Source organism: Psychrobacter sp. CoH-33_TS_01 (assembly GCF_058189395.1).
Genome location: NZ_JBVGQI010000003.1, coordinates 13,858 through 37,526, shown reverse-complemented (window position 1 = coordinate 37,526; position 23,669 = coordinate 13,858). Strand labels below are relative to the sequence as shown.

Annotated in this window: 17 protein-coding genes and 1 pseudogene; 2 read left to right on the top strand and 16 right to left on the bottom strand. The window is 45.9% G+C overall.

Annotation, left to right across the window (positions count from 1 at the left end):
* Positions 1 to 250: 250 nt before the first annotated feature.
* Entirely contained in the window at positions 251 to 1,450 is a 1,200-nt protein-coding gene (locus ACZ2XM_RS06025; RefSeq protein WP_490587498.1) for an MFS transporter, read from the top strand.
* Between the two features lie 128 nt (positions 1,451 to 1,578).
* Here the strand turns inward: ACZ2XM_RS06025 and ACZ2XM_RS06020 are convergent, their stop codons facing one another.
* The 4 genes from ACZ2XM_RS06020 to ACZ2XM_RS06005 form a co-directional block, all read right to left on the bottom strand.
* Positions 1,579 to 2,340, bottom strand: coding sequence for an SDR family oxidoreductase (locus ACZ2XM_RS06020; RefSeq protein ID WP_490587497.1), 762 nt, complete (start codon positions 2,338 to 2,340; stop codon positions 1,579 to 1,581).
* 80 nt (positions 2,341 to 2,420) lie between these two features.
* Positions 2,421 to 3,188, bottom strand: coding sequence for an SDR family NAD(P)-dependent oxidoreductase (locus ACZ2XM_RS06015; RefSeq protein WP_490587496.1), 768 nt, complete (start codon positions 3,186 to 3,188; stop codon positions 2,421 to 2,423).
* A gap of 3 nt (positions 3,189 to 3,191) precedes the next feature.
* Positions 3,192 to 4,238, bottom strand: coding sequence for an NADP-dependent oxidoreductase (locus tag ACZ2XM_RS06010; RefSeq protein ID WP_490587495.1), 1,047 nt, complete (start codon positions 4,236 to 4,238; stop codon positions 3,192 to 3,194).
* A gap of 10 nt (positions 4,239 to 4,248) precedes the next feature.
* Positions 4,249 to 6,054: an acyl-CoA dehydrogenase gene (locus ACZ2XM_RS06005; RefSeq protein WP_490587494.1), complete on the bottom strand. Its 1,806-nt coding sequence runs from the start codon at positions 6,052 to 6,054 to the stop codon at positions 4,249 to 4,251.
* Between the two features lie 262 nt (positions 6,055 to 6,316).
* Between ACZ2XM_RS06005 and ACZ2XM_RS06000 the strand changes: the two genes are divergently transcribed.
* A complete protein-coding gene (locus tag ACZ2XM_RS06000) occupies positions 6,317 to 7,315 on the top strand; it encodes a GlxA family transcriptional regulator (protein WP_490587493.1) in 999 nt (332 codons plus the stop codon).
* Here ACZ2XM_RS06000 and ACZ2XM_RS05995 read toward each other — a convergent pair.
* From ACZ2XM_RS05995 to ACZ2XM_RS05940, 12 genes and pseudogenes are all read right to left on the bottom strand, one after another.
* Positions 7,251 to 8,516 carry a DegT/DnrJ/EryC1/StrS family aminotransferase gene (locus tag ACZ2XM_RS05995; RefSeq protein WP_490587492.1) on the bottom strand — a complete coding sequence of 422 codons (1,266 nt, stop codon included), beginning with the start codon at positions 8,514 to 8,516 and terminating at the stop codon, positions 7,251 to 7,253. The genes ACZ2XM_RS06000 and ACZ2XM_RS05995 overlap by 65 nt on opposite strands.
* A 181-nt stretch (positions 8,517 to 8,697) precedes the next feature.
* Positions 8,698 to 9,753, bottom strand: coding sequence for a GNAT family N-acetyltransferase (locus ACZ2XM_RS05990; RefSeq protein ID WP_490587491.1), 1,056 nt, complete (start codon positions 9,751 to 9,753; stop codon positions 8,698 to 8,700).
* Positions 9,740 to 10,369, bottom strand: coding sequence for a sugar transferase (locus ACZ2XM_RS05985; RefSeq protein ID WP_490587490.1), 630 nt, complete (start codon positions 10,367 to 10,369; stop codon positions 9,740 to 9,742). The genes ACZ2XM_RS05990 and ACZ2XM_RS05985 overlap by 14 nt, the downstream gene beginning before the upstream one ends.
* A gap of 87 nt (positions 10,370 to 10,456) precedes the next feature.
* On the bottom strand, positions 10,457 to 11,614 hold the full coding sequence (locus ACZ2XM_RS05980) for a glycosyltransferase family 4 protein (RefSeq protein WP_490587854.1): 1,158 nt from the start codon (positions 11,612 to 11,614) through the stop codon (positions 10,457 to 10,459).
* Between the two features lie 87 nt (positions 11,615 to 11,701).
* A pseudogene (locus ACZ2XM_RS05975) lies at positions 11,702 to 12,328 on the bottom strand (glycosyltransferase); the annotation flags it as partial.
* A 706-nt stretch (positions 12,329 to 13,034) separates the two neighbouring features.
* Positions 13,035 to 14,246, bottom strand: coding sequence for an O-antigen ligase family protein (locus tag ACZ2XM_RS05970; RefSeq protein WP_490587489.1), 1,212 nt, complete (start codon positions 14,244 to 14,246; stop codon positions 13,035 to 13,037).
* 48 nt (positions 14,247 to 14,294) lie between these two features.
* Positions 14,295 to 15,398 carry a glycosyltransferase gene (locus ACZ2XM_RS05965; RefSeq protein ID WP_490587488.1) on the bottom strand — a complete coding sequence of 368 codons (1,104 nt, stop codon included), beginning with the start codon at positions 15,396 to 15,398 and terminating at the stop codon, positions 14,295 to 14,297.
* Positions 15,391 to 16,635, bottom strand: a complete 1,245-nt coding sequence (locus tag ACZ2XM_RS05960) for an oligosaccharide flippase family protein (RefSeq protein ID WP_490587487.1) — start codon at positions 16,633 to 16,635, stop codon at positions 15,391 to 15,393. Before ACZ2XM_RS05960 ends, ACZ2XM_RS05965 begins: the two co-directional genes overlap by 8 nt.
* Complete coding sequence (locus tag ACZ2XM_RS05955) at positions 16,616 to 17,641, bottom strand: NAD-dependent epimerase/dehydratase family protein (RefSeq protein WP_490587486.1); 1,026 nt, start codon at positions 17,639 to 17,641, stop codon at positions 16,616 to 16,618. The genes ACZ2XM_RS05960 and ACZ2XM_RS05955 overlap by 20 nt, the downstream gene beginning before the upstream one ends.
* A gap of 167 nt (positions 17,642 to 17,808) precedes the next feature.
* A complete protein-coding gene (gene tviB, locus ACZ2XM_RS05950) occupies positions 17,809 to 19,137 on the bottom strand; it encodes a Vi polysaccharide biosynthesis UDP-N-acetylglucosamine C-6 dehydrogenase TviB (RefSeq protein WP_490587485.1) in 1,329 nt (442 codons plus the stop codon).
* A gap of 64 nt (positions 19,138 to 19,201) precedes the next feature.
* Positions 19,202 to 20,974, bottom strand: a complete 1,773-nt coding sequence (locus ACZ2XM_RS05945) for a polysaccharide biosynthesis protein (RefSeq protein WP_490587484.1) — start codon at positions 20,972 to 20,974, stop codon at positions 19,202 to 19,204.
* A 388-nt stretch (positions 20,975 to 21,362) separates the two neighbouring features.
* Positions 21,363 to 23,627 carry a polysaccharide biosynthesis tyrosine autokinase gene (locus ACZ2XM_RS05940; RefSeq protein WP_490587483.1) on the bottom strand — a complete coding sequence of 755 codons (2,265 nt, stop codon included), beginning with the start codon at positions 23,625 to 23,627 and terminating at the stop codon, positions 21,363 to 21,365.
* Positions 23,628 to 23,669: the final 42 nt, after the last annotated feature.

Genomic DNA, 23,669 nt, shown 5'->3' with positions numbered 1-23,669 from the left:
TATAAGTAATAGAGTTCAAATTGACTATTATTTAAGTTAATTCAATAAAAATTATAAATTCAGTATATTTAAAAAAATTTTTCTATATATAACTGAACAATTGTATCACTAAATATAGGAAATTGAAGAGAATTATAGATTTATACAAGTCGTCAAAAATCTCTGAAAATAGTTCCAAAGTTAACCATCAGTAACGGAATGCAAAGGCCAGATGCTATACAATCCGCGCTTGTTTTTAAAAGCTATTATTATGACTACCTCAACCCCCTCGCTAGACCCTACCGAATTTACGCCTGACCCTAATGCAGGCCTGCCCATCTGGAAACTGCTCGTCTTTACCCTCGCCGGTTTCTTAACCATCATGACCGAGACCATCCCCGCCGGACTGCTACCGCAAATCAGTGAGTCTTTAGGCGTGTCTAAAGCCTTGGCCGGTCAGTTGGTAACTTTTTATGCACTTGGCTCGGTATTAGCGGCCATTCCCATCATTGCAGCTACCCGCAGTTGGCACCGCCGCACCTTATTTTTGACCGCTGTTGGTAGCCTATTACTGTTTAATATCATCACGTCGTTAGCCAGTCACTACGGGGTTATTATTGGCGCACGCTTTGCCGCGGGTATGGCTGCAGGGGTAATCTGGGGGCTATTCCCCGGTTATGTCTTACGCTTAGTACCCGATCATTTGCGCGGACGGGCTTTAGCAGTCGCCGGGGTCGGTCAGCCTATTGCGCTGGCGATTGGCGTACCCCTAGGGACTTGGCTAGGTATTTTATTTGATTGGCGCGGTGTTTTTTGGATTATGTCGGCGCTGACCCTATTGCTGCTCGTCTGGATTGTCTTGACCATCCCTGACTTTAAAGGCCAGTCCGAGGAGCAGCGTATTTCCGTTTGGCGTATCTTTGTGATTCCCGGTATTCGCCCTGCGCTAGTGACGCTATTTATTTGGATTCTGGCACACAATACTTTATATACCTATATTGAGCCTTTCTTAAGCTCGGTCGGACTGGCGCATCGTGTCGATGCATTGCTGCTGCTGTTTGGCGTGTCTGCCATTGCCGGTATTTGGCTCACTGGTTTGCTAATAGATCGCTTTTTGCAGGTGCTGATGCTAGCAAGTTTAAGTCTGTTTGCTATAGCGGCTTTACTACTGGGTATAGCGGGCGGCTCTACTATTAGCGTCATCATTGGTATCGCTATTTGGGGACTGACCTTTGGCGGCGCACCCACACTACTGCTGACCGCTTTAGCTGGTGCTGCGGGTGACAATGCCGATGTGGCGCAGTCGATGTTTGTGACCATCTTTAATCTGGCTATTGCTGCGGCGGGTGTATTTGGCGCAGTATTACTACAAAATATAGGCGCGATGTCCTTACCTTGGGCAGTTATGATTTTGGCGTTATTGGGCTTAAGTGTGGTTTGGACTTGTAAAAGGACTTACTTTCGCAATTAGTATTAACTCTATGCCCTAAACTAAAAAAGACCTCAAATATGATTTGCGGTCTTTTTTTTATAATTATAAAACTATTTCTAAATCTATTGAGGACATCATATTAGGCTGTGCCATACCTACCCTATCCCCTAGGCCAACATACCACCATCTACAGTGACGCAAGCGCCCGTGGTATAACTCGAAGCATCTGAGACCAAATACAGTACCGTACCCGCCATTTCTTCAGGCTGTGCCACTCGCCCTAACGGAATCGAATGCAGCGCCATCTTCAAGACTTTATCGTTGCTGGTTAAAGCGGAAGCAAATTTGGTGTCGGTTAAGCCCGGTAATAATGCATTCACCCGGATATTTAGCGGTCCGCACTCTTTCGCGAAGGCTTTGGTCATGCTAATCACCGCAGCTTTGGTAATAGAATAAATGCCTTGCATATCGCCCGGTACGATAGCATTGACCGAGGCGGTATTTAAAATCACCCCACCGCCCTGCTCGCGCATCATCTTGCCAGCAGCGGTCGACATGAAGAAATAACCGCGAATATTCACATCAACGGTCTTCTCAAAAGCGGCCAAATCCGTATCTAAAATATGCCCATAGTAAGGATTGGCAGCCGCATTATTCACGAGAATATCCAGACGACCAAACTCGCTTTGAATATGAGCAAAAATAGCGTCAATTTGTGCCATATCACCCACATGGCAAGCAAAAGCACTAGCTTTACCGCCATCCGTTACAATGCTGTCTGCTACCGCTTGGCAAGCGTCAATCTTACGGCTAGAGACGATCACATGCGCCCCTCTTGAGGCCAATAGACGTGCGATAGCTTCACCAATACCGCGGCTAGCGCCTGTGACTAAAGCGGTCTTGCCGGTTAAATCAAATAAATCTTTCATAGTTATAAGTCCTTATATTTTTTAAATAAATCAGTGGTCTATATATTGGCTAACGAATTGATAGCTTAAATAGAGATCTATTAAGCCATCATCCCGCCATCTAAGGTAAAGGCATGACCATTCATAAAGCTGCTCTCATCGCTAGCTAGCCAAGCTATAGCGCTAGACACCTCTTCCACTCGACCTAGACGACGCAAGGGACTTGCCTTGACAATAGACTGCTGCCCACGCTCATCAAGTTTCGCCAAAGTATTCTGCACCATAGGCGTGTCGATAAAACTGGGGCAAACCGCATTAAAGCGAATATTAGCTTTTGCATATTCAATAGCCGCGGTTTTAGTCAGCCCTATCACGCCATGTTTAGACGCACTATAGGCAGAGAGCACGGGCGCTGAACGCAAACCCGCAATTGACGCTACATTAATCACGTGACCACCGCCATTGGGTGCCATACAAGTAATCGCAGCGCGCATACAATGCCAAACGCCTTTTAGATTGACCGCGATATTGCGATCAAAGTCTTCATCGCGCAGTTCGTGCATAGGGGCTGGCATATGATCAACGCCGGCATTATTGATGACCACATCCAAACCACCGAGCACTTGCATGGCAAAAGCAAACAGCTCTCGCACTTCATCGCCACTGGTGACATCGACTTTTTTAAACATGACTAAGTGACCCGCATCTTGGCCTTGTTGCGCAACTTGCTCGCCTAACTCTTCCGCCAAATCTCCAATTACGACCTTAGCGCCACGACATGCCAATAACAAAGCACTGGCGGCACCGATACCCGAAGCCCCACCCGTGATTAAAATCCGTTTTCCCGCTACATCTGCTACAGGTGTCATAGTCTACTCCTCTACCTTAAGGACCAATTTGCCAAAATTTTCACCATTAAAGAGCATCATTAAAGTCTCAGGGAAAGTTTCGATACCCGTGACCACATGATTTTTTACTTTTAGCTCGCCCGACTGAATCCAGCCGGCGATATCTTGCATAGCGATAGGGTATTCTTTTACATTATCAAAGACCACAATGCCTTCCATGCGCGCGCGATTAACCAACAGAGACAAGTAGTTTGCCGGCCCTTTCACCGGGGTAGTATTATTATATTGGCTGATAGCGCCACAAATCACGATGCGGGCTTTTCTATTAATCTGCGTAAGTACATCGTCTAGAATATCCCCACCGACATTATCAAAGAACACATCGACGCCTTCTGGACAGGCTTCCCGTAAGTCCTTTTTTACATTGCCATTTTTATAGTCGATCGCAGCATCAAACCCTAGCTCATCTACTAGAAACTGACACTTTTCCCCACCACCAGCGATACCTACGACGCGGCAACCTTTAATCTTAGCGATTTGCCCGACCAGACTACCAACGGCGCCAGCTGCTCCAGAGACTACAACGGTCTCGCCGGCTTTGGGCATACCCGTATTCAACAGACCAAAATAGCCGGTCATTCCTGACATACCTAGTGCGCCTAAATAATGCGGTAAAGGGGCTAAATCAGCATCGATTTTATACAGACCTTGACCCTCGCTAACCGCATAAGATTGTACGCCTTCGTTACCACAGACATAATCACCGGCAGCGAAGCCATCAAGCTTACTGGCAATGACCTGACCTACTGTGCCGGCACGCATCACATCCCCGATTTGCACGGGTTTGATATAAGATTTGGCATCGTTGAGCCAGCCGCGCATTGCCGGATCGATAGAAATATACTCGTTTTTAATCAGCACCTGACCGTCGGCAATTTCAGGTACCTCCGTTTCTGTATACTCCCAAGTGTCTGCGTTAGGCTCACCTATAGGTCGCTGTTTTAACCGCCATTGTTTATTGGTAGCTTGTTGCTCAGTTTGTTGAAGTGCTGCTTGCTGTGCATTAGTCATTGTTCTCTCCTTAGAACCACTCGGCTTGCATATCCGTGCAGACTGAATTGTCGTTAATTAATAGCTCGATATCCCGGCTAATCGTGGGCAGTTCCCAATCGATAAAGTATTTAGCCGCTTGCATCTTACCTTGATAGAAATTTTGTTTATCACGGTCTTGCGTTGCAGTTAACTGCTGTTCGGCTTTACTCGCCTGCCGAATCCAAATCCAACTCATTACGATAGCGGCGAAAATATTCATCAACGCTTGCGCATTACCAGTTAACGTTATAGCTTTCTCGGTCGGTAATATTTGACTTAGATGCAGCAATATATTCTGTAATTGACCGCTATAAGGGTTTAATTTAGCGGCTAATTGCGCGCTCTCTGGCGTGTTAATAGACTTCAAATCTCGCATAATTTCCCGCTGTAAAATCTGAATGCCTAAGCCTTGGTTTTGCCACAACTTACGGAAGGATAAATCCAGTGCTTGCACCCCATTTGTGCCTTCATGAATCGGATTTAACCGATTATCGCGCCAAAACTGTTCAGCGAAATACTCACGGGTATATCCCGCCCCGCCGAGTACTTGAATACCTAAGTCATTGGCTTTCGGACCATATTCTGACGGCCACGCTTTAAGCACTGGAGTTAATAAATCCAGCAATTCGGTCAGCTCAGCTTTTAAGGTAGCGTCATCGGTAGTATTAATACGGTCAATCAGATTAGAGCCGTAAAGACATAGGGAAATACCGCCTTCGCTATAAGCCTTTTGTGCCAATAGCATGCGTTTGACATCGCCATGTTGGATAATGGCAGTCGCTGGATGTTCGGGTTTATTGTTCGGTGCAATACGTCCTTGGGTGCGATCTTTGGCATAGGCTAACGAGTACTGATAGCCGCGATAACCAATCATAGCTGCGCCAAAACCGACCGCAATACGGGCTTCGTTCATCATTTTGAACATATAGCGCAGGCCAAAGTGAGGCTTACCAATTAAATAGCCGTGACACTCATTATTATCCCCAAAACTTAAAGCGGTCGAGGTAGTGCCTCTATAACCAAGCTTATGCAGCAATCCCGTTAGATGCACATCATTGCGCTCACCTACTTCGCCGTCTGCTGTTAAACGATACTTTGGCACGACGAATAAGGAAATACCCTTAACCCCACCGGGGCCGCCTGGGATTTTAGCCAAGACTAAATGGATAATATTGTCCGACAGCTCATGATCACCACCGGAAATATAAATCTTACTGCCCTTAATTCGATAAGACCCGTCCGGTTGCTCAGTGGCAGTAGTGGTGATATCGGCTAATGATGAACCAGCATGTGGCTCGGTCAATGCCATAGTACCGGTAAATTCTCCGGTCAGCATCCGCGGCATAAAGGCTTGCTTGATATCGTCACTGGCAAAGTGCGCCAACACGTTAATCGCAGCGGATGTCAAAAAAGGATAGGCCGTCGTGGAAGGGTTTGCCGCCATAAAATAACCGGCTAAGGCGGTAGTAACAGTTTCGGGCAGTTGCATACCCCCTTCGTCAAAGGAATAACGCGCTGCAATAAATCCCGAATCTCTAAAGGCATCAAAGGCCACCTTTACCTCATCAATCATACTGACTTTTTTGCCGTCAAACTGCGGCTCGTTTTTATCAGCAATATGATTGTGCGGTAAGAACAAATCCGTAGCTATCTTATTAGCGGTCTCTAAGCTCGCATCAAAAGTCGCGCGGTTATGCTCGGCAAACTTAGGATGCTGACATAGCGCTTCGGTATCGAGCACCTCGTACAATTGAAAAGGCAGTTCAAAGTTATTTATCAGGGTATCGACAGCCATAGCAGTATCCTTACAGGTCAATGGGCGTTTATTAAAGGCTATTTAGCACAGCGTGTTAGTAATAGTAGTCTAGTTCGTACCGACATCCCATTGTCATTTATGACATAATTAAGGGCATAACTGACATTTAATTCTTATGGTTTAACTCGATTAAAACTTATTAAGCTAAAGTTATCAGGTAATCCCTATCACAAATAAGGTCCTTACCGCAGGTTCCCTATTAGTGAGTAACAAGTGAAATTTTTTAAAGGAATTGGCACTAATGACAGAACAACACCCTTTTAAGGTGATCGTACTGGGGTTTAATGGCGTGCTAGGCAGCGCTCTAACCGGCGCTTTAGACTTGTTTTCATTTACGGGAGTAAGTTGGCAGCGATTTTTAGGGCAAGCAGTAACACCCAAATTTAATGTGCAAATTGCCAGCTTAGGCGGTGCAGATATTCGTTGTAGCAATCGCCTGATTATGCAGGCGCACTGTGCAATAGAGGCGGTGAAGGACTGTGATTTATTATTGATTCCCACCATTGGTGATTCTATTGATAAGGTATTGCAGCAAAACCAGAGCTTATTGCCGCACCTACAACGTTTGGCGGCGGCACAAACCGATATAGCTAGCAACTGTAGCGGGGCATTTTTACTCGCTGAAGCCAGTCTTCTCGATGGCAAGATCGCCACGACACACTGGGGCTATGCTAATAAATTTAAGGCAGACTACCCATTGGTAGAGTTGCAAGACAATCAGTTTGTTACCCAATCGGGTAATATTTTTTGCGCCGCTGGTGGTAGTGCCTTTTACGAGCTAGCGCTATTATTAATTGAGCGCTATTGCGGTCGTGAAATCTCGACCCAAGTGGCCAAGACACAGATTATCGATAGCAAACGGGGTAATCAAAACAGCTACACCAACGTCACCCTGCATAAGCCGCACTCCGATACGCTCATTAAACAAGTGCAGAGTTATATTGAAAGCCACTTCCGAAATGCTATTCAGGTTAATGAGTTAGCTGCTATGATTAATGTCACCCCCCGTACCCTAAATCGGCGCTTTCAATCCTGCGTAGCCATGCGCCCTATCGAATATATTCAGGCAGTTCGGATTGAGCAGGCCAAGCGGCTATTAGAGTCCGGCGAAGTCTCAATCAAATCTTTAGCAGATCAGGTCGGTTATAGCGATTTGTCTTCGTTTACACGTTTGTTTAAACGCGCGACTGAGCTGACACCAAAGGAGTATCAGGCGAAGTTTTCTCGTAGAGCGGTTTGATGGAGCTTGCAACGGCTTCGAACACCACATTTATAGCTGCAACTGTTTGGGCAATCTCTGCAGGTGTCAGGGTCGGATGTACCAAAAACATCAAGCTGGTCTCCCCCAATTGCTTAGCAACTGGCAATCTTTGCTGTGGTCGTAAGCCGGTATCCTCAAAAGCCTTTTCCAAATATACTTCCGATGCCGAACCTGAATAGCAAGGTACCCCTTGCTCGGTAATAGCTTGGATAATACGAGCTCGCGACCAGCCTGCCGGCAAGTTTTCCGGTTGTACATACACATACAGTTTATAGTAAGCATGTACTGCATCTGCAAAGGGCTCTGCCACCACTATCTTAGGTACGCGCAGATAGCCTTTATCCGCCCATGGCTCACAAGCGGCTAAAATGGTCTGCGCATTAGTCGTACGTTTGGTCGTCCAGTCTAGCATTCTTCTAAGTTGAATCCGTCCGATAGCGGACTGCATCTCGCTAAGCCGCGCATTGGTGCCAAAGCTCTCGTGCAGCCAACGGTAGCCGGGTGGGTGGGGCTTTTCATAGACTGCGGCATAACTTTTACCGTGGTCCTTAAAGGCCCACATCTTACGCCATAGCCGCTCATCGCTCGTGGTCACCATGCCGCCTTCACCACCCGTAGTCATAATTTTATCTTGGCAAAAACTCCAAGCACCAATATGGCCAATACTACCAACGCTTAAGCCTTTATAGCGCGCGCCATGTGCTTGTGCGCAGTCTTCGATAACGTATAAATTATGCTCATCGGCTAAAGCCATAATGGCTTGCATCTCACAGGGCCAGCCGGCTAAATGCACACAAATAATAGCGCGAGTGTTTTCCGTTAAGACCGCTCGGATAGTCGCAGCAGTGATATTGCCACTATCGGCATCGACATCGGCAAAAATAGGCGTCGCGCCCGCATTGACCACACTAGAGACACTGGCTAAAAAAGTGCGCGGTGTCACAACCACTTCATCCTCAATATTGAGGTCCAACGCATGGAGTGCCACATCGAGAGCGACCGTACCATTAGCCAAAGCGATGGCATAGTCACTATCCGACCAACGCGCAAATTCTTGTTCAAACTGACGACCTTGCCGTCCTGTCCAATAATTGACCTTGTTAGACAACAGCACTTGACTGACTGCTTCGGCTTCCTGTCGAGTAAAGCTAGGCCAAGGGTGAAATGAAGTATTTAGCATGATAAATTCCCTACTGCTCTATAAAGCTAGGGTGAATAAGTCATAGCTGCAAGGTTATAACCGCCACTCATAGAATACGTTACCTCTAAAATGGCATGACGATTATACTTGCCCTTACAGCATCGACCTCTGGGACCTCTGTTACGTTACCTCTTCTTAATGCTCAAACCTCGCTTATGAGTTAAGCGGGCTTTCTATATAGCGGAAAAAAATCAGATGCTGACTCATCATCGATATGCTCAGCGGCCTTGATTAAAGCCTGATATTTTTTAGGATTGGTAATAATCCTATGCGTTTTAAACACCAGCTCGTTTGAACTGAAGCCTTTTTTATACTCGTAGAGTGAGTCTTGATTGGTGCCGACTCCGCCCCCCAGATGTAAAAACTGATATCCCGCCTCCCTCCCCCAGCCTCTCGCGACATGGGTAATCAATTTCGAAGGTTGCCATTGCCTGCCTGCCTCCAAGGTGCCACCCAAATGAAATTGCATAATCCCTGTCTGCTCACAAGTGGTATAGATGGACGACGCAATCGCACTATCGTCTTTATTGGCCGTAATCAGTAGCAGTCGTTGTGGCAGTTGTCGACACAGCTGCTGAAAATAGCACTCATCAAAAAAGTAGTACTCATTGGCCGCGACACTCGTCATAGTCTCGTTATAAATCCCGCTAAAGACTTGCACATTATCTGGCGATAGCGTTTCTATTTTGGTGACCACTTCTGCCTTTAATGCTTTCTTGATACCGCGGCGATGGCGATTCTGGGTTTCCTGCCAATGCTCATCCGCTGATTTCGTCAAATCAGAGACTAAAGTCGGACCATGCTGGATGGTTTGCCCCACATCAACATTCCAGTCCTTATTGAGGATAGGGTGCAAGCGGATAAACCAAGAGACACAGCCTTGCTCACAGAGAAAGTCAGCGGCGGCTTGCATCATAATATTAATATCTGTCTGGCTCAGCGATTCATCCACTATAGGGCCACCATAACCATAAGTAGAGGTGGCATCCCACCCCGTAACTCCTGCCCCAGTAGCACTAGCAATCTCTCTTATAATAATAGGATAAAACATTTTTTTATGGTTATAGCTGACCATAATGCCCTGCGGTTGGCCCTTATCGATAATGGAGGAAGCGCTCAACCAACCGCTCAGATGGTAGACATCAATGGGATAATTTTTGACCTCTTGGTCCCAAGCGCTATCAATCGCTTTAAAGCAGACGCTAAGTGACGACATGAGAGTTCTCCTTCTCGGGCAGCCCAAACTTGGCCATAATGTTGCCGTTACTGTCATTGATATTTTGTTTAGTAAGGACTTGCCATACCGTCTTGGCCAATATTTTACTATCTAACCACAGCGACTGATGGTCGACATACCACGTATCGAGGGCAAACTTTTCGTCCCAACTGATGCCATTACGACCATTGACCTGCGCTAGACCTGTAATCCCCGGTCGCACTAGATGCCGCCGTGCCTGCACTGCGTTATAACGCGGCAGATATTCCATCAGTAGCGGACGCGGACCTACCAAACTCATCTCACCTTTAAGGACATTCCACAACTCGGGCAGCTCGTCCAAGCTAGTACTGCGCAGCCATTGACCAAAGGGGGTAAGGCGCGCGCTATCGGGCAGTAGCTCCCCTTGCTCATCGACCCTATCGGTCATCGAGCGAAACTTCACCATTTTGAAGGGTTGGCCATGTAAGCCTGGGCGCTCCTGCCAAAATAGGACTGGCGATCCCAGATTGCGTTTAACTTTATAAGCAATCACGACACATAGTGGCGATAAAACGAGTAACCCCGCACTGGCCGCGGCGATATCTAACCCGCGTTTAAGCCGCTTTGGTGGCATCTCAGAGGCGGGCTCCCTACTGGTATCATGGGGAGACCGACGACATTTTATGAGTGGCAAATTGAACAATCTTTTCATCATGAAACTTCACTCCAAATTCATAGCAGTAATCAGACGGTTATTGACTTTATGCACATCGTATTTGGCCAAGGCCAGTCGCCTCGATGCGGCGCCCATCCGTTGATATAGATGAGGTTGTTGAATGAATTTACGCATCGCCGCCACCAATTCATCGACCGCGCGCACGGGCACGAGATAGCCATTATCGCCATCAATTACCGTCTCTCGGCACCCTGGCACATCAGTGGTAATAACAGGCCGGCCCATCGCCATCGCCTCAAGCACTGTATGCGGAGTGCCTTCACGATAGGACGGCAGGACATAAGCTGAGCAGGCCGAGATTGCAGTGCGCACATCACTCAGCTTGCCCCAATAGGTTACGAGGTCTTGCGCCACCCAAGATTCTAGTTGCTGTGGACTGATTGCTGTGGGGTTCTCATCTATCCACCCCACCAGATGAAACTCAGCCTCTGGATGCTCCGATTTTATGCGTTTGGCCGCCTCGACATACTCCGCCACCCCTTTATCCTTCAGCAGACGAGCAATCAAGAGAAACTTGGGTTTAACCTCTCCGTTCTCATCTCGCGGGAATGGCATAACTGAAAATTCAGCCACATCAATTCCTGAGCCATTGACTACCTCTGTAGCGGTCTCCGGTTGGATTAATTGCAACGCTTGAAATAGGGCTAGGTCATCAGGATTTTGAAAAAATATCTTATCGGCTAAAGCTAAGGCCTTTCGGTACAACCCGTGAACCAGACGTTTGAAAAGACGACGTTGGCGCGAACCCGCAGCCGACATAAACACATAACCTACCCCCGTAATCAGCACATAGCGATTGGGTACCCGTGCTAGCCAAGCGGCCAACGTGCCATAAATGACCGGTTTAATGGTATACGCCAGCATATGGTCCGGCTGGAGCTTGCGTAATAATCGATACGTCGTTAGGAAGGTGCGCAAATCGGCCAAAGGATTGGTACCGGTACGCTGCATAGGAATCGACCGCACGTCATAGCCTAGGTCGCTTAAGACTTGATAATCTTCAGGATAGTCGGCCAAATCGGGAGCAAAGATATGGATGTTATAGCCGCTGTCAGCGATAGTCTCGAGTAAATTGCGGCGAAATTTTAAGACCGAGGGCAAATAACTGGCAAAAAGTAAGAAGTTTTTGCGCGCATCCTGCAGGGCTAATTGACGAGCTTGCTGCCAAAACTCAGCACGCCGCTCCGCTAAGAGTTGTTGATCATAGTGCTGGGCCGTTTGATAATTCTGCTGACCGGCTTGATAACGTAAGGCCACCGACTGCATAAAAGCGGCAATCTGATCGGCTAGTGCGGGCGTATCGCGTGGCGGTATTAGGTGCTGTTGCGGCATTAATTCGGGCACGCCGCCGACTTGAGTGGCCACTGCCGGCAAGCCCACACTCATAGCTTCAATAAGCGCACGCGGCAACCCTTCGCTATAGCTAGGTTGCAGGTATAAATCTAGCGTTCCCAACCAAGACAATACCGCATCGCCACCTTCAAGCACCCCATCAAAATAAATACAGTCTGATACGCCTAGCGTTTCTGCGACCGTCTCATAGTGGCTTTGTAGCGAACCCGACCCTAAGATATGCAGGCGAGCTTCATAACCTTTATCTCTAATAATTTTGACTGCGGTAATGGCCTCATGAAGGCCTTTATAAGGGTTATTAAATGAACCAATAAGACCGATCTTAAAGACGGTATTTTTCACCTCATAGTCGGTTGGCTTAAGCTCTCGGTCTTTGACAGATACTTCGACATTAGAAGCATAACTGGTGAGACCTTGGGTAGGATATTTTCCTTGTAGCGCATGCTCGGTCACATAAATGACCCCGTCCGCTCGTTTTATAAAATAGCCATTCAGAAACTGCATAACTTGGGTAAAGGCCTGATAAGTTAGCCCCGGTTTTACTTTAGCGCTTAACAGAGCTTCCTGTACATCTCCCACCACTTCAATGAAGTGTCGCTTCCTAAATAACAGATTGATAGAGAGTACATAAATGCCCAAAAAGCTGGGCAGCCGCACCACAAGAAAATCGGAGTTCGTCACCTCAGCCATCACCAGTTGCGTGTTAGGCAATAGGTAGGCCGTAAAGGCTTTGTAAAAAGACAGGCCTTTCACAGGTAAAAATTTAAGGTTGGGCAAAGTGAGCTGCGATAAGTTGCTCCAATCCGCCACTTCACTCATCCTACTGATGATTGTTAGCTTACTATCCACTGGAACATAGCGTGAAAATACGGCGTCGCTCATGTTGCCTTCAGAATAGAAGTGCTGGGCATTTTTTTTAAATTTATGATCGTGCACATACAAACAGTTTAAAGAATAGCTCTTCATAATCCGTATATCCCAAGCCCGAAGGCTTAATAAAGGAATAATACTTCTGATATATTCTATTGCGATAAAACTATTTAGCTCACTTCATCTACTTTATGATTACTATTTAAAGCCTTCTCCTTACTAAGATTTTTTAATTACTAGATGCTCATCAATAACCACCAATTAACAACCATCGATTAGAAAGCTAATCATTAACACTTAAAATTACAACCAATAACAAATAACAAATACTCATGATTTTTTAAAAATCTTGCACTTTAGTATTCCCAGTAGCATCAAAAAACTTTTGCGTACCATAAAAATAGAACAGCCACCAAATTAAGCTAATAGACCAGTTCTTCAACCAAAAAAAATCAAATAGAAAACTGGGTAAAGTACTAATAACGCCAAAAATTATGATGCGAATATAACTGTCTTTAACTCGCATAAAATTACGGAAAATGGGTAAAAATATATAAGCCACTATCGTCAAGCCAATCAGTCCCAACTCTGTCAAAGCCCATAAAATCAAGGAATGGGGATGATAGAGCAGGTAACCCTGTTGATTAAGTATCAAGCTGTATTGCACGATATTTCTATGGGTAGTGTCTTGAATATACCATTGCCATACTGTGCCATAACCACTACCAAAAATTATATTGCCCCAGTCTAGCGAGAATATCTTTAACGAAGTGCTCAGGTTCTCGGTCCGACTATAATCCTCAATACTAATCCGCTCAACTGCGAAGAAATTATTGAAAATAAAGACAGTAGCTATAGACAATAGAGCAAATAAAAACACCTTCTTAAAGGTAATATCGCGAATTAGAAATATAAGCCCAAAAAGCAATAGCCCCAATAATGCTGACCTAGAGCCTGTCAATATAATTAAAAATATAGATATGACGATAAAAATTAAATTAATATTCTTACTGCCATAACCACTCCATAAATTAGCAGCAAATACGGATATGCATAATAAAATCATGACATGAATAGAGGCTGCATTGCCCAGTGGTCCTTTTAAGCGATTATAGCCACTATCCCCTAGAGGGAAATAGAAAGCATAGACCAAACTAATCAATACCAGCAATAGCGAGAGTAAATATAAAAACCGCTTATAATCTACAATATTAATAAAATAAAGGTACGACACCAGTAAGGAAACTAAGTATAAAAATAGAGGGTAAAAAATATAAGAGAACGCTAAGTCATACTCTCTAAATATAGTAGTAAGGTAAGCATATAAAAATAAAATTACGGGTAATATTATTATTCTCTTAATTCTTACTCGGCGCAGTAAAAACAACAATATAAAAGACAGGCTATAAAAGACCACAATGGTTATTTCTTTTAGATATATGGGTAAGCCTTTAATGACAAATTCTTGATTGTGCGGATTTAAACCCAATACCATAATAAATAGCAGGTAGATAACTATAACCAAGTCGGAACGCTGTAACTTAAAGCTCATTATGAATTATCCATTACTGGCGTACTGATTTAGGGCATCCATTAAGTCTTACTGGGTATATATCTTATATAGCTCTGCGCTATCCTTAACAAATGGGGAGTTTGCGAAATCGTATCGAACTCGATGTTTTTTATTAGATCTTTTTCCTTTGTAAGCCTTGATATCCAGTAGACTTTTTACCCACTGTGACTTCTCTAGCGCCATAAACTGCAGGTGGCCACAATCGGCTTCCTGAGGGACTCGGTCAGAGGCCAATACGGGCAAACCTGCCATTTGCGCCTCTACTGCTACCAACCCCAACCCTTCCCATAAAGAAGGAAAAACGAAGACGTCGAATACACTTAACATTAATACGGGTACATCCTGACGTAACCCCAAAAACTTCACATAACGGCTCAAGTTGAGCATGGCTACCTGAGACTCTATATGAGCTTTAAGCGACCCTTCACCTACTAAGACCAGATAAGCATTAGGGTCTCTTTGATGAATTTCCTCAAATACCTCAATGAGGAACTGATGGTTTTTAGGGAGTTCAAACCGTCCTACATGACCCATGACAAATGCTTTATCAGGTAACCCTAAGCGTTGCCTTAGGCTGACATCCTTATGCTGCACATCGTATTGCTGCAAATCTATGGCGCAACATAAGACCTTACAGTTTGGTTTATCTTGCCAAGTGCGCCCATACAAGTTTTTGGCAGCACTCGCGCTAACGGCTATACGGTGGGTGGCAAACATTGCTAACAAGGCCTGCATTGAGCGAAAATACAAGCGATAGACCCTAGATCTGTCTTGAGCATTGGCATTACTATGGCAATGACTTATCCTAATTTTGACTCGGCTTAGATAGGCTACCGCTAGCACCCAGCCACTAAAAGCATGCAAATGACTGTGCACAACATCCGGCTGTATTCGCCTAAAATTCTTGTATAAGTTGACCCCATGCCGCAAAGGGTTAGTTGGCCGTGGACAGTAATGTATCTTGCCTCCTAACCTTCTGATTTCATTGTCATAAAACCCTGGCTGCTGGTTATGCACGATAAACTCATGCTGGATGACTTGCGGGTCGGTAGTGCGTAATAAGGTCATCAGCCAAGCCTCTACCCCTCCCACATTCATTGCTTGTAAAACATGCACCACAGTCTTAGTCATGAGCGGTCATCCTATGAATGTTTACCCCGACTAAACTTGCGCTAATGATCAGCTGTGACAGCGCGGAAAGGATGGTCGTATAAGCAGCGCCCAACACCCCATATTTAGGAATGAGAATATAGCTATAGACTAGGGCCATAGCGGCTAAAAACATAAAAATAGGCAGTTGTATTTTAAGCAGCTGTAAGCTCGTCAGCAGATACCCAAACACTATCGATAAATAGGTGAATACTCCGGCTGCCATGATATAAGGCAGTAAATAGCTGTATTCCGTATAGTCACTGCCATATATGATTTGGATAATGAAATGATGTAAAGGTAGCGAGACAGCTAAGCCAGATACCCCTAAACCCAAGGCAATAACTAACGCCTGTTTGACTACTTTCGTTAGCTCAGCCTTTTTTGACTGTTGATAATATTCAGAGAAATAAGGGCTTAAATACTGACAAACCGAGCCGATAACGATGCTGCCTATCAATAAAAAATAATAAAGAATGGTATAAGCTCCGACCAACTCAACGCTAAAATAGCGCTCCAAAAAATATCGGGGAATATTAGTTTGTAAAGATATCATCATCACAGATACTCCTAGCGGTAAGCCCATAATCGCTAACGCCTTGAGCTGCTTATCCGCTATCTTTAGGGGTTTTAAAGCGGATTTACTCTTGCGGATATCCATCAAAAATAATACTGAGACATAACCTGCTAGCGTAGCGGCCAACGAATAAACCAGGTTATGCGTTAGATATAAAGCGACAAAGGATAAGCTGACCAGCAATGCCGACTTCAGGGTAAGCGACTGGCTGATAAAGACGGTTTTTTTATTCGCGTTGTAATGGGCATAAATAATGTCTGACATCGCCTCACAAGCCTTTAAGATAATGACAAGCATAAAAATGCTCATAGCCAGTCGGTTTTGCCACTCTATAAACAGCAAACATAAAATAATAGCCAGTGCTACAGTGATTACTCTGAGCGAAAAGTATTGTGAAAACTGAAACCTATTATCTAAGTTGATATCTGCAATCAATAGCGGCCTAAGTTGCAAATTACTGAGTAAAAAAATAGGTGCGGTAATAGCTAAAGCATAAGAGTAATACCCCAATTGCACAGGGCTACTAAAGTTACTGAATAAAATCAGTAGGAGCCATTGCGAAAAAGCAAAAAGTACGTTGCCGCCCAATAGCCACTTCGCTTTATGCAATAACGCTATAAAATCATGCATATTGCTTGACATACCATTTCATCGCCTGCGCAATTCCCTCACGAATGGGATAGCGAGGCTTATACCCCAATAAGCGATTAGCTTTCGTAATATCAGCCTGCGAATGCCGCACATCCCCCGCTCTAAAGTCGCGATATATGGGCGCTAGCTCATAAGATATGTCATGCTCCATCAAAGCAGATTGCAGATAACAAAACAGCTCATTGAGACTGGTCCTATCGCCGACCGCCACGTTATAGACTTGGTTTTTGGCCTCCGGGTTGTCGGTAGTAGCTGCTAGGATATTGGCTTGCACAGCATTCTCAATAAAGTTAAAGTCACGGCTGGTCTCCCCATCGCCATTGATATAAATCACCTCATCAGCAATCATCGCGGCAGTCCATTTAGGGATTACTGCGGCATAAGCCCCGTCCGGATCTTGACGCTGCCCAAAGATATTAAAATAACGGAGCCCGATAGTCTCAAAGCCATAATTACGAGCAAAGACTTCGGCATACAGTTCATTGACGTATTTCGTGACGGCATACGGAGATAACGGTTGCCCAATAATGGCCTCTATTTTGGGTAACGCAGGGTGGTCTCCATAGGTTGAGCTGCTTGCCGCATAGGTAAAGCTGGTCACCTCAGCATCGCGGGCGGCGACTAGCATATTTAAAAAACCATCGATGTTGACGGCATTCGTCATGACAGGGTCTTTAACAGAGCGGGGCACTGAGCCTAAGGCCGCTTGATGCACCACATGAGCCACTCCTTTGCAGGCTTGGCGACAGCTACCGAGATTGCGGATATCCCCTTCAATAAAGTGAAAACGTTGCCACTGCTCTCTAGTGACTAGTGACTCTACTTCCTCCAAATTTTGTGGTTGGCCGGTCGCAAAGTTATCGAGGCCAATGACGGTTTGCTCAAGCTTCAATAAGGTCTCTAAAAGATTAGAGCCAATAAACCCAACCACCCCAGTGATGAGCCAGGTTTGCGGCTCTTTAACTAGACGCTGGCACACTTGCTCATAGTGACTCATCTGCACTCTCCATTTTTATAGCCCTTTTTGTTGTGTTTTTTGGGCAAGTTATTGTTATAAGGCATCTAGCATTACAAGCGTTGCTTAGGATATTTTTTTACTGCCATCCAGTAGTTATAGCCACGAACAGTACCCATCACTGCGAACACTGCTTATGGCCACGTAAGTCATAAGCGAATATCCGTTTTATCCTTGGTAAATAAGTATTTGAGGTCATACAGAACATGCTCTTGTTTTCCCAAGGCTCGGATGTTTTCGACCTGCATCTGCGCAAACTCTTGATGGGCTACGGCCAATATAATGCCGTCATATTGATTGGGCTGCGGTGCCTTAATAGGGGTTATGCCATACTCACGTTGAGCAGCGCTACCATCCACCCACGGATCGTAGACATCGACGGCAATGTTATAGTCCTGCAGCTCGTGAACGATATCTATAACTTTGGTATTACGAACATCGGGGCAGTTTTCTTTAAAGCTAAGCCCCAATATCAGCACCTTAGAGCCTTCTACTTGAATGCGCTTTTTGATCATGGTCTTAATTAATTGCGTGGTGACATACTCGCCCATGCCGTCGTTAAGACGCCTACCCGCCAATATAATCTCTGGGTTATAACCAATCGCTTGAGCTTTGTGGGTCAAATAATAGGGGTCTACTCCGATACAATGGCCACCGACCAGCCCCGGGCGAAATGGCAAAAAATTCCACTTGGTGCCAGCTGCTGCTAATACCGCCTCGGTATCGATATTCATCTTATTAAAAATCAGCGCAAGCTCATTAATCAGAGCAATATTTACGTCTCTTTGCGTGTTCTCAATCACTTTTGCAGCTTCGGCTACCTTAATACACGGGGCTTTATGCGTGCCTGCCGTGATTACCAAGTTATAGACATCGTCGATTAGGTCTGCTATTTCGGGAGTAGAGCCTGCAGTCACTTTTAAAATGGTGGTCACGCGATGCACCTTATCGCCTGGGTTGATCCGCTCAGGACTATAACCTGCATAAAAGTCTTGATTAAAAACGAAGCCAGATATCTCTTCTAATACTGGAATACATACCTCCTCCGTCGCGCCGGGATATACTGTCGACTCATAGACCACAATGTCACCCTTTTTTAAGACACTGCCAATGACTGCCGAAGCTTTAATCAGTGGGTTTAGATCGGGCTGTTTTGAAGAATCGATGGGCGTGGGCACAGTGACGATAAAAAAATTACAGTCTGCAAGTGCTTCAATATCTGAGGTAAAACGTAATTGTGCCGCGGACAATAGCTCTGCCTCGCTTATCTCTAAGGTGCGGTCTATCCCTGAGGCCAGCTCGATGATGCGCTTGGTATTAATATCAAAGCCGAGTACAGCCCGCTGCTTACCAAACTCGACAGCTAAGGGCAGGCCAACGTACCCTAGACCGATAATGGCTATCTTGATGTCATTGATATCTTTTCCATTGATATCCTGCCTATCGCTAATATCCTTTTTTTCTTTGATATGTTTCATCTCTCTCATGCCTCCCATGGCATCCCTCTAGCTGATCGATTTATAGTTATTATTTATCGCCCACTTAAATCAATTCGGTAGTCGCTATTGCAGCAGATGGCTTCTTAACCTCGGTAGCCTGCTGATAGCCCGACACAAAGTATCGAAACTGCTGCTTGAGCCAGCTGATATCGTCCTGTTGTGCCCGTTGTACCAGTTGTTCTAAGGTCTCCTCGATATCTGGCAAGGAAAAACAGTGCTCTCTAGCTTGCTTAATTAACGGGTGTTGCGTGCTAGCGATATTGTCCTCGCCGATGATGAGCTCTTCATACAACTTTTCGCCTGGTCGTAGGCCACTAAAGACAATCTCGATATCACCATGGGGGTTGGCCTCATCTTTGATTTGACAGCCACTCAAGTGCACCATTCGCCGCGCCAAATCGACTATCTTGACCGAATGGCCCATATCTAAGACGAACACCTCCCCCCCTTTTGCCATAGCACCTGCTTGAATGACCAAATTAGCAGCCTCCGGAATCGTCATAAAATACCGAGTTACCTCAGGATGCGTGACGGTAATCGGCCCGCCATGCTCAATCTGCCGAGTGAATAAGGGCACTACCGAGCCTGACGACCCCAATACATTGCCGAAACGCACCATACTAATACGGGTGCGGTGGTCACCTAGCGCGTTATCCGATTTGTTAACCTCCCAACTTAGGGCTTGGCAGACGAGCTCAGCCAAACGTTTGGACGCCCCCATAATATTGGTAGGTCGCACGGCTTTATCAGTAGAGATTAGGACAAAGGTGGTCACTTGTGCTCGAATAGCAGCGCGCGCGCAGTGGTAGGTGCCTTTAGCATTATTGATGACACCTTCAAAGGGGTTTTGTTCCACAATGGGCACGTGTTTATAAGCGGCGGCATGATAAACCGTCTGAATGTGATACGTCGCAAATACCGTTTGCAGTTTGTGCTCATTGGTGACATTACCTATTAGTGCTACGATTTCGCTACGCTCTTCTAATGGTAAGGCTGCTTGCTGTGTTAGTAGCTCCTGATGGATGGCATATAGGGCATACTCCGATAGCTCAAATAGCACCAAGCAGCGCGGGCGGTTTTTGAGGATTTGGCGGCACAGCTCGCTCCCAATAGAGCCGCCTGCCCCCGTGACTAAAACCCCTTTATTGCTGATATTTTGTCGTAATAACTCGGCATTTGGTGCGGCTGTCTGCCGATTCAGCACGTCTAAAATATCCACTTGCCTTAAAGTGCTGACCGTCACTTTGCCATCGGCAATTTCGGTTAGACTGGGTAGTTTCTTGATTTTGACAGAGATATTAGAGAGGGTATCGATGATTTGGCGTGTGCGCGCGCGGCCCATAGTAGGCACAGCCAAGAAGACTTGCTCTATATTGAATTTAACTACTAGCGCTGGCAGGTCAAGGGGAGCATATATTTTCTTATTAAACAAATGGGCGCCCGTCAATCGCGAATCGTCATCGACAAAAGCTATGACCTGGTAGCGACTGGTGTGCCTAAGCGCCTCGTATAAAGCTTTGCCGGCTGCTCCTGCACCATAAATGATGACTTTTTCACACCTTTCCGATCTATTGCCACGAAATTCCTGTTGCTCCTGCCCATTCACCAACAACTCGCGCAGGGTTAAGCGACTGCTCCATAACCAAATGAAAAATAGGAACAAATACATAGCGGGCACAGAGCGAGGAATAGCACGCAAACTACCGAGATAGTGAATCACGCCAATGGCGACTAGTAGCAAGACAAACAGCTGTAAAACACTGCGCATTTCTCCATCGAAGAATATGCGGGTCACGCCTTTATAAAACCCAGTCATATAAAGGCCAAGTACAGGTGCCAGTGCACATAGACTGAGCAACATCCCACTGATATGCGACTCAACCGTACCAAAGCGCAACGATAAAGCCAGAAATAAGCAGAGACAAGATATTAAGTAATCGCTCACTAATAAGATGCACCGCTTAGCATAGCGTGGTAACTCTAGCAAACTAGCGGACACACGGTATCTCCAACTGGTGGCAGCACGAGGTTCTAAAACAGCTAGACTATCCTCAGGCCGGTGGAGCTTATTAGCATTACTGTCTATATTCATAGTCATGGTATCGCACCACTGCTTACGCTGATTAAAGAGAACCTCTTTGCTTGCTGTTGCTAACAGCTGTTACTAAACTTAGTACTTACAAACTTCTATTTAAAGTCACAAGTTACCTTAGGCCCTCTTGAGCATAGGCATAACTATAGTGGTAGCTATACCTGCCTAGCACCCCTTGGCGGATGTCATTGAGGATGATCCCATCAACCTCGATATTAGCCTTTTGCAACTGCTTGACCACATAAGCCAACTGGCCTTCGATAGAATGGCTGTATCGGGTCACCATCAGCACTTTGTCCGCATACTGCGCAGTAATCATGGCATCAGACGCGACCAACACTGGGGGAGAGTCAATAAAAATATAGTCATACAGCGGAGTTAACTGAGCCATCAACTCAGCAAAACGATCACTTGCTAGTAAGGAAGTCGGGTTTTTGGGATGGCGACCGCGAGGCAGTAGGTCTATATGGTCAAAGGCGGTCGGATGAATGCACTGCGTCAGGGCTAATCCATCCGGTGGTAGCTCATCAGAATGAGTGGATGAAAGCGATGATGGTGGCGCAAGGTATTCCGCCAAACCCTGCTCTTGTTGCGCGGGTGTAAGAGTAAACACCTTATGCAAATGACCTAGACGCATATCGCCATCCATCACCAAGACTTTTTTGTCCAAATGGGCAAACACTTCGGCTAGATTGGCAGTGATAAAAGATTTGCCTACCCCGGGACTCTCCCCCGTAATTAAGATAACTTTACCTTTGCCCGCCGCCTTATGTACTGCCGGCATCCCAAACATTAAGAAGGTGCGCAGACTCTTGATAGCTTCGTAAGTCAGGCCATCGTGATCGACTTGCGCCAATAAACGCTTGCCCGCTCGCTTGTTATTGCTGAGACGCTGTAAAGATCTTGAGCGTGGCACCGTCGCAATCACAGGTACCCCTGTCTTAGCTTCCAGATGCTCGGGGTCCTTCACGGTATTGCGCATCAAGTTGCGCAAGAGTACGAGCAGCGCCCCTAGCAAGGTGCCAAGCAAAAGCGACAGAATATAAATCTGTAACTTCTTGGGTGCAATTGGTTTGAAAGTACTAATAGGCAAATCAATGGCGCGCACATAACCAATCTCGCCGGCCCGCACAATTTTAAGTTGCTCGTGATTTTTGAGCATCGTTAGATAAATCTCACGATTGATCTCCATGTCTTCTGACAGCTGGAGAAACTCGCGTTGGATTTCGGGTAAGCGGGCAATCAGCCTTTTGACCTCTTTACGCCGTGTGCGCAAAACCTTGAGCTGATCCTTAATTTGAATGACTAGCGGGTGCTCATTGGTATAGTAAGTACTGAGTTCGGCCAACTTTAGATTGAGCTCATTTAATTGTGACTCGATCTGATAGCTCTCGGTCAATAGCAGCTCGGCCTCTTTACTGACATCAATAGTGCCGTAAGTTTCGCGAAATTCGTTAAAAGTGGCTTCTGCGGCTTCTAGCTTTTGTTTTAACTTAGGAATTTGCGACTTCATAAACTCAATAGTGTTGGTCGTCTGCTCAGAGCTGCGCTCTTGGTTTTGCGTGACGTAAGAGTTGACGATTTGGGTCAGAATACGCCGAACTTGCTCTTGATCACTACCGGTTAGTTTTAGCTCGATAATGCCCGTTTGTTTGCCCCGCTCGGTGACTGATAAGGCTGTGTTTAAGGCATCAGTGCTGGCCTGAAGCGACTGCTTAGTGAGACGAATTGGATGCTCATCCTGAGGCAGTGACAGTACAGTGAGGGTGATATTCCCTGCGGTAGTCTTAAAGGTAGTCTTTTCTCCTAGCGGCCCAGGGAAGTTATAAATACCATCACTAAGGACAAAGCCCGATAGCGTAGCTCGCAAAGTAAACGTATGATTCAGATAAGCTTGCGGCACTTCAAACACACTCACCCGAGCGGGTCCATCTCCGGTATCTAGCGTCACGCCATCATTGCGATGAATAGGTGTCGCCGTTTGGGCCTGCAGAAGTCTGTCTAAAGCATTCTGCTGCGGATCTACCATTTGGATATCGAGATGCAGCAAGTCCACCACTGGCTCCAATACCATGCGCGATTTGATGAGCTCGCGCTCGGTTTGCGCCAAACTGACTTCAGGGGCGACCAACTCCGAAATATTGGCTCCTAAAGCGGACAGACCTAGCGACTTTTCATCAAGCTGCAGCAGCGCGTTGGCGCGGTATGTGGGATTAACATAGCGGCTGTACAGCACGCCGAATAACAGGCCTAGCACTGCAAAGGCCAGTACAATCTTCCAACCGCGTAGTAATACGCCTAATAAAGCCAGTAGATCAATTTCATCATCCTCAACTTTTGGCGTCGCTCTCGGTAATTTTGGTGGCGTTATACTCATAAGTTATACTCGTAAACCAGCACTTGTTATTGTTATTTTCCC